General features: G+C 64.9%; 5 protein-coding genes and 1 pseudogene. 3 read left to right on the forward strand and 3 right to left on the reverse strand.

All coding sequences use genetic code 11. From position 1 onward, the window contains the following. Window positions 1–105, forward strand: a pseudogene (locus IE239_RS40855) (IS5/IS1182 family transposase); the annotation flags it as partial. A 536-nt stretch (window positions 106–641) separates the two neighbouring features. Further along, a complete protein-coding gene (locus IE239_RS40860; RefSeq protein WP_268254569.1) occupies window positions 642–1766 on the forward strand; it encodes an ISAs1 family transposase in 1125 nt (374 codons plus the stop codon). 175 nt (window positions 1767–1941) lie between these two features. Here the strand turns inward: IE239_RS40860 and IE239_RS40865 are convergent, their stop codons facing one another. Genes IE239_RS40865 through IE239_RS42850 form a run of 3 tightly spaced genes read right to left on the reverse strand, consistent with a single transcriptional unit; the run spans window position 1942 to window position 6751 of the window. After that, window positions 1942–2658, reverse strand: a complete 717-nt coding sequence (locus tag IE239_RS40865; RefSeq protein ID WP_190154520.1) for a hypothetical protein — start codon at window positions 2656–2658, stop codon at window positions 1942–1944. 32 nt (window positions 2659–2690) lie between these two features. Next, window positions 2691–6122: an SGNH/GDSL hydrolase family protein gene (locus IE239_RS40870; protein WP_229878793.1), complete on the reverse strand. Its 3432-nt coding sequence runs from the start codon at window positions 6120–6122 to the stop codon at window positions 2691–2693. Between the two features lie 29 nt (window positions 6123–6151). After that, complete coding sequence (locus IE239_RS42850; RefSeq protein ID WP_229878794.1) at window positions 6152–6751, reverse strand: hypothetical protein; 600 nt, start codon at window positions 6749–6751, stop codon at window positions 6152–6154. Between the two features lie 939 nt (window positions 6752–7690). Here IE239_RS42850 and IE239_RS40875 point away from each other — a divergent pair. Continuing rightward, entirely contained in the window at window positions 7691–7999 is a 309-nt protein-coding gene (locus IE239_RS40875; RefSeq protein ID WP_190154521.1) for a hypothetical protein, read from the forward strand. The last annotated feature ends 74 nt before the right edge of the window (window positions 8000–8073 follow it).

The following is an 8073-nucleotide window of genomic DNA, read 5'->3' on the forward strand; positions in this document are numbered from 1 at the left end:
GCAAAACGCTCGGCTGGGAAACCCCAGCCGAGCGCCTCGCTAAGCTCCTGGCCACAGCCAGTTGATCACTGTGTTGCAACGACCCCTGGAATTCGCCCAGGGCCGAGGGCCTCGGCACACAGGACCGATTCGACGTTGCAGGTGGCTGCCGACATCGAGGCACGACGAACTCCCCCTTCCCCGTAGCGACTCAGTTCCCCCCCCGGTCGCTCACTGAAGTGTTTGAGCGGGTGGTCACGCCCGCCGAGCACGACAGTCACCTTATGCACAGATCGGCTACACGTAACAGGAGATAACTTCTCTCTCACGCTCGTTGGCGTGAAATGGTTGCACGTTTCCGCTCGCAACCCATGAGTTATCTAAGCGATTCTATGAAGTCGTGGTGTGGGTCGACCGAAAATTACCTACGGAAGCGTAGAGTCCGATTGCGAACAGCTACGAGACGCCGCACTCGTGCTGGCGGAATTTGGTTTTCCCCACCCGGCGCTCGGGGCTGGGGCCAGGGCAGGGCTCCGGCAAAGTCGCCTGATGGTGCTGTGACGTGGGGCTTTGCCGGTGGTTGAGGTACGCGGGCGTGTTCCGGTCGGGTTGGATGGAGGTTCCTACGCCGTCCGTCCGCCCGAGAGAACAACGCCCGCGCCATGTCATCGTCTCGCATCCCCGCGCCTGTCCGCACTCCCGTCCCGAATCAAGAACTGCTCGTCGAGGTGTTGGGGCGGATGCCTGGTCCGCGTCGGCGGCGTGGGGTTCGTCATCCGGTGGCGGCCCTGATCGCGGTTGCGGTGTGTGCGGTGGTGGCCGGGGCCAGAGGGTTCACAGCGATCGGCGAGTGGGCCCAGGACGCCGGGGCGGTGGCCTTGAGGCGGCTGGGTCTGGAGCGGGGTGCGATGGACGAGTCGACGCTGCGGCGCCTGTTCGCGCGGCTCGACGCGGACCGTCTCGACACCCTCCTGGGGGCATGGGCAGCGACAAGGAGCGCACGGGTTGCGGGCCGCCGGGTGATCGCGATCGATGGCAAGACCGTGCGGGGCGCACGCGACGGTGACGCCGCGGCCCCGCATCTGGTGGCCGCGCTCGCCCACGGCTCGGGAGCGGTACTCGGCCAGGTCGCCGTGCGGGAGAAAAGCAACGAGATCCCCGCGGCCCGGGACCTGCTGGGAGTCCTTGACCTGGACGGAGCGGTGGTCACGATGGACGCGCTCCACACCCAGCACGACACCGCGACCCTCGTCATCGAGGCCGGTGCCGACTACGTCCTGACCGTGAAGGCCAATCAGAAGACCTTGTACGCCCGGCTGAAGGCCCTGCCCTGGGCCCGGATACCCGCAGCCAGCAGGACTGACCGGGGCCACGGACGCCGCGCCACCCGCACGGTCAAGGCCGTCGACGTCCCCGCCTGGATCGACTTCACCGGAGCCGCGCAGGTCGCCCAGCTGCGACGCACCGTCACCCGCAAGGGCAAGCGAACCGTCGAGATCGTCTACCTGGTCACCAGCGCGGACGCACGCACCGCGCCCGCAGAGGTCCTGGCCGCATGGGTGCAGTCGCACTGGGAGATCGAGAACCGACTGCACTGGGTCCGTGACGTCACCTTCGGTGAGGACCGCTCCCAGGTCCGCACCGGCAACGCACCGCGCGTCATGGCCGGCCTCCGCAACACCGCGATCACCCTCCTCCGCCTCCACGGCCACCACAACATCGCCGCCGCCCTACGCCATCACGCCCGCGACACCGACCGCCCCGTCAACCTTCTCCTGACCGGATGACCAACGACTTTGCCGGGACCCTGGGCGGAACGTGCTCAACGGAAAGGGGGCGCAGGGACAACGGGCACCTCGACAGCTGCATCGGTCGGCGGAACTACCCCGATCATCCCCGTCGACCATGCTGCCACACCGGGAAATTCCAAGATCCCCGACAGAGTCAAGCTAAACGCCAAGCTCAGTCCTGGCAGGTTTGAACGGGTACGGAGAAGACCTGCGAACCGTTACGCGTGATCCGGTAACACTGCCGGGTGGTCTCTTCCGACACCACGACCGATACCGTCACCGTGCTACCGGTCCTCGTGACGGCGCTGACCGTGAGGAACCGTCGGTAGGGCGCGAGAGCCCTCCGTACTCCTGTGAGGTTCAGCTCCGACGCTTCCAAAGCAGCGACACGCTGGCCGGCTGTCCGGGCGCCGCTGCCGATCGAGACAGAGGGGCCACAGGTGTCGTACTTCACGACGGAGATCGTCGACGTCCAACCGTGGCCTTTCGCCGGGGCGTAGGTGTATTCGAGGCATCTGCCGATCACGCCCTGGCTGATGCCGAAGAGTGACCTGGACTCGTACTCGACCCGTTTGACCACGCGGGCCCTGAACGTGTGACGGAAGGCATCGTAGGAGATCACTGGAGCACCGGTGTGCTGGTGGATAACAGCTGTGAGTGCGTCAGGATCAGCCGAGCCTTCATTGCCGAGGGCACGTATGGTCTCGTTCTTCGTTCGGCGGAGCTGGTCGTCGAGCGCCAGCAGAGCCTGCTGGCGGTGCTCGGCATTGACCTTGTCGGTGTGCCGTGACCAGTACCACAACATGCCGAGTACGGTGCTGAGCACGACAATCAGCACGACCAGGACGGTCAGACAGCCGGTGGTCATGGCACGCTCCAGCCGTGCCATGACCACCCGACCACGCCCGTGAAGGGACTGCACTAGCTGCCCTTGTATCCGATGTCGGCCAGAGCCTGGCCCATGACCTGTGCGTAGCCTGTCGTTCCCGCATTCTTCGGGTGGAAAGATTCGAGGCTGAGGCAGATGTTCTGCCCCGGCTTGGGGATGCAGGGAGCCTGGTTGGCGGGATCTCCGTCGTGGAAGTCACCGTCCCCATTGGGACCTGCCACCACCCCGTTGATCCATTCGTCGCTGTCACACAGCCCATGACCCTTGAACGCGGGGATTGGATCGGCGAACGCCACCTTCGTGCCGCTCCTCTTCAGCTCGTCGACCTTGGCCTTTTGCTTGTCGCGAGTGTAGTCAGCCAGGTAGTTCAGAGTATCGAAGTCGCCCGCCCAACACTGACTTTCGCCGACGATGTGGGGGTAGCCCATGAGAACGATCTGCGCGTTCGGTGCCGCATTGGAGATCTCGTCGATCACGGTTTCGGTATCGGTGACCGCTTGGTCTATTTTTCCCGTGTAGTCTTTTCTGTCGCATACGCCGATCACGTAGCAGTTCTTGACAGCGTTGGTGAAGTTACCGCCGTCGTTTCCGCCGATGGTCAGCATGACCAGTGTCGTGTCGGGGCTGAGGACACCGGAGTCGACCTGCGTCTTCTCGTGATAGTTCCCCATCCACCCCCATGAGTTGGGGTCTCCCGTCGTGAGCTGCGACGTTGTTGCGCCGGAGCAGGTGACGCTCTGGAAGTCGACCGAGGTGGTGTGGCTGTCCGAGAGACTGCCGAGAGGTGTGCTGTATCCGGGCAGGAGCAGCTTGCGGCCCCACGAGTTGGCGCTACGCCGGCAGGCGTTCCAGGTCCGCTTGCCGTGGTCTCTGTCGGACTCGGGCGAGTAGCTGCCCGCGCCTTCGCCGGAGGTGTAGGAGTCGCCCATGGTGACGACCATGTGCTTCGGCTTGCCCGGTAGCTTCTGGAAAGCGACTGAGGTGTACGCCACATCGTCGTCGGCGGTGCCGTCGGCAGTGGTGTTCGTGAGCTCCACTTTGGGAGTCCCGGTGAAGTGGTAGACACCGAGTTCGACCCAGGTGTTTGCACCGTAGTGAGTGTTGAGGTAGCGCTCCCGGTCCCCGCCCGCCACGCCGTGGATGGTGTAGTGGGCCTGTTGGGTGTGGGCGCCTGTGTCGGGCAGGTGCACGAGCACACGGGCCCAGCTGTTCAGGTTCTGGTCGAGGGTCCAGGTGCCGTTGACGGTCAGAACCCCGTTGTCACCGCCGAGGTGGGCGGCGCTGCGGGTGTGGGCGTACCAGAAGTGGCCGTTGTATCCACCGCCTATTTGGTACAGGTCACCTTTGGCCTCGTACTGCCCGAGTCCGGGGCCGACCGAGCCGTCGGAGTTGAACGTGAACTGGAAGCTTCCGTTGTCGTTGCTCGTCGTGCCGCACGAGCTGTAGGTGTTCGTGTTGTCAGGCATGGAGTTCACGATCAGCGCGCCCGCAGGGAGACCGTTGTTGCTGTCGGCGGCACAGATGGGCGTGCCGTACTGGAGCCGGGTACCGCGGCCCGGTTCGGCGGACAGGGTCTGGTACTTGATGTTCTCGAAGCCGCAACTGGTGGCGCAGTCGCTCTTCCAGGTGGCGTTCGATTCGTGCCACCAGTACTGGGCGTAACAGGCGGCGTCGGGGCAGTCGGGCGGGCGGGCGGAGTTGCAGTTGTTCTTGGCATTGCAGAACGTATCCCGCGATGGCGTGGCGTGTGCCCGGTTGTACTTTGCGCTGCCCTGCATGTTGACAGGGGCGACCGTGCCGTTCCAGTAGGCGGGGCGGAAGCCAGCCGAGGAGAAGCCGGACTCGCCCGGCCAGTCCTGCCGGCCGGAGGTGGCATAGGAATAGCCTGTGTCCATGGACCAGGCCGCCCAGCCCAGTACCTTCTCCTCGTACGGCCAATCCTGTGGATGAGCAGCGTTCTTGGAGGCCAACGGGTCGATGTCGGTGTTCATGAAGGCCGACCGGGACGGGGGATACATCGGGTTGGCGGGGTTGTTGTACCACCCCAGGCCCCAGTTGCCGTTAGCCGATTCGGCGCTGCGGGGGTTGAAGCCGAGGTTGTAGTTCCACAGGGCGGCGAACCAGTTCTCGGGTCTGGCTGAATCGTCATTGTTGACGGTGATCTTCTGCGTCGGTTGGTGCACCTCGTTCCACTTGTCCGCGAGGATGTAGAGGGAGGCGGCGACGTTGACAGAGTAGTCCAGGGCGATCGCGCGCTGGGTGGCCACAGGCAGAGCGGTCTCGCCCTCCTTCTCGTGCCCCGCCAGCCGCATGCCGTCGGTGACCTGTCCCACGCCGTATCCGCAGTCGGACTTCGCCCAGTTGATCTTCCAGTAGGCAGCCGGGTCGTCGCCCTTGTGGCCGTAGAAGCCGGCGTAGGCGGCCAGTGGGCTGCCCATCTGGCCGGGCACCACACCGGGTTCGGACTGCCAGAGGTTTGACTCCTGGGCCATCACGCCGAGCAGGACGTTCGCAGGGATGCGGCCACCGCCGGTCAGAGAGGGACGGGGGAAGAGTCCCTGCGGGTCGATGGTGCCCAGCCCGGTCTGGTTGCGCCAGCCGCCCTGTGTGATCCGGTTCGAGCGCAGTTCACCCCGCACGGCCATGTCGACGGCCCACTCGACTTGGTTCGGGGTGGGCTGCAACGCCTGGGAGTTGACATCGTTGCGGGGCACCGAACACCAGCGGTCGGTGTCAACCGGGTCGTGAGCCCGAGAGTCGGCTTTGAGGCGGGGAGAGTTGCTGGCGCCGGTGAGCGCGGGGGAGATGGATGTACTCCCCCCGGCGGCCGTGGGCTCTGCTACCGATTGGGTGAGCTTCGCCTGAGTAGCAGTGGCCGTGGACGTCACGGTGGTCGGCTGCTCGCCGCCCATCGTGTCTGGCGCGCCTTCCGTGGTGCCCTCTGGCCCTGGACTGCTCTTCGTGAAGTTCTGGCCCGCGTCCTTGACCCGCGTCAGCCCGCGACGGACACCAGGAGTCAGGACGGGGTCGACAGCGAGGCGTCCCAGGGTGGATACGTCCGTGTTCACGGGGGCGTCGATGCGTGTGACGCCCGTGTCCTTGAGGTGAGCGGCGGATGGTTCGCCGGTTAGGAACACCCTCCCCTCGACTCCTTGCCGCAGGTCGAAGTTGCCGAGTTCGCCGGAGACGATCACTGACGGCTTGCCCTGCCCTCGCCACAGTTTGGCGTGTGCTGCGGACTTGTCCTGGTGGTCGAGGAAGGCGACGTGCCCGTTCGCGGTGGGCCGGATGCCGAACGGCACGCCGTCGGTGGTGGCGAGCGTCTTCGTCCTGCCCGCCATGTCGATGTGGACCAGGGCATGCCCGCGTCCACCGATCGCTCCGTCTCCGACCGGAACTGCACTGGTGATCTCGCCCGTGGTCACCGCCGAACCGATCGTCTCGCCAGCCGTGTTGACGGTCACTACCCGAGTCATCGTCTTCGCAGGGTCATTCATGTCGCGGAACGCTGTGAACGCTGCGGTATGCGTGACCGTGTTGCAGGAGGGTCGAAGTAGGCGAGCGATGCGGTGAACGGCAGTTTCACCACATGGCCGGTGGCAGTGTTGACGATGGCGGCGAATGCGCCGCCCTGCATCAGGTCGGGCTTGTTGGTGAACGAGCGGGGAGCGTACACGGCGGCGATGTGATCGGCGTCCATAACGCACTGGTTCCCGATCCACGTGTCCGCCGGCATCGTCGGCTCCGACAAGGAGGCGACGGTCATCCAGGCATATGCCTTCGCCGAATCAGCGACCAGGATATTCAGGCCGTCGGTATCGGCCGCACTTGTCACCGCCCGGTCCTGCGACGCCTGCCAGCCTGTGCCGAGCCGCTTGCCCGGATCGTCGACCCGCGCCGACGGCCCGGATCGGACGGACGGTTCGGGAGAGGGTTTGGGGATTGCCTCGGCAGCGAGCGCCGGCGCGGCGGCCGGCATCAGGCCGACGACCGCCAACGCGGCGGCCGGCAGTGCGAGGAACGGGTGCGCTCTAGGTCTTAGCCTCAAAAGTTCTCCAAGGTCCGGGACAGCAGTTGACTGGACAGACTCCACAGCCGCTCCTGTGACACGGCTCAGCATCTGGTGCCACTGGCAGGGTCTTCCCGTGCGGGGTGCTTCAGGTCGGACACGAACTCGGTGAACACGTCTGCAGCCGACCAGGTATGCAAACCCGTACGGCTTTGTGCAGTTTGTTGGATGGATACTTCCCACCAAGAAGTACACCGTTTACTCAACGCAGCGGTCATCGTAACTGATCGTCTCCCGCCGGGAATTGAACAGACTGAGTCACGACCCGTTCACCCCGTCAGAATCAAGACAACCTGATCAAGACGCTCTGCGAGTAGGCGCACTCCGCTTTCTTGGCACACTGCTGCAAGCGCTTGCTGGAACCATGCGGGGCGAGGCTTCCGCTTGGCCGCGCCCGGAGGCGCGATTTTGGCCAGGGGAAACCTCGGTAGTGCCACCGCCGTAGCGGTTGCAACTACAGTGGCCTGAGCCTGACGGGGCAGTAGCCAACGTCCTCGTCTGCATGTGCGCTGCACTCATGTCTAGCGGGACGGCAGCGTCATGTTCGGCACTCATTTGGGGGGAATTGTGTTTCGGGGGAACACGGTAAGGCTGCTGTACGGCCATGCCCATATGCGGGTCCCAGTGAACTTCCTGGTGCCGGCATGACCGGTTAAATCGCGTCCGGTTTCGCCACAGTGCTCGTATTGCGCTCTACCGGGTCCGGCGGGGATCTATAGGTCTGCCGCTGTTGACTCAGTATCCGCGACAACAACTTTTCTCGAGCGTGCGCCCCTTGGTGCGTGCCGCGGGAGAGTGACTGGGGGAATAGTCGCCTCGTTCTGGCCACCCCGCTCCGCGCTGCGCCTCACAAGACTCATGTACAGGGAGATCACCCATGCGCATTCGCCATCTCATAATCGCCACCGCCATCGCTCTCGCCGCCAGCACAGCCCCTGCCGCCGTGGCAGAACCGAGCCGTCCGTGATCACCGGCGTGCTCTCACCTGAGGAGGAGGCCACGGTGCACGCCGCGGCCGACCCCACCTTGCAGGTGGACATGTACTACAAGGGCAAGAAGATCGATCCAGCCGGAGGCTGGGAAGGAGCCCAGATCTGCGCGGAGGTCGACGAGGACGGCACCATGGAGTGCTTCGACAACGACACCGAAGCCAACAGTCGTCTGGCCAGCGTTGCACCCACCAAGGAGGCCCGACAGGGAGCCGCTTCCGCCCTCACCGGGCAGGCGAGCACCGGGCAGGTCAAACAGCCCAATGAGTTGCGTGCATCGTGATTGCGCAGGTCACGGGTCTGGTGTGAGTGAAGGCTCGGGTACTCGCGCTGGTCGGTGGCCGATGACCATGGTGT

The organism is Streptomyces humidus, assembly GCF_014649655.1.
Lineage (GTDB): Bacteria > Actinomycetota > Actinomycetes > Streptomycetales > Streptomycetaceae > Streptomyces > Streptomyces humidus.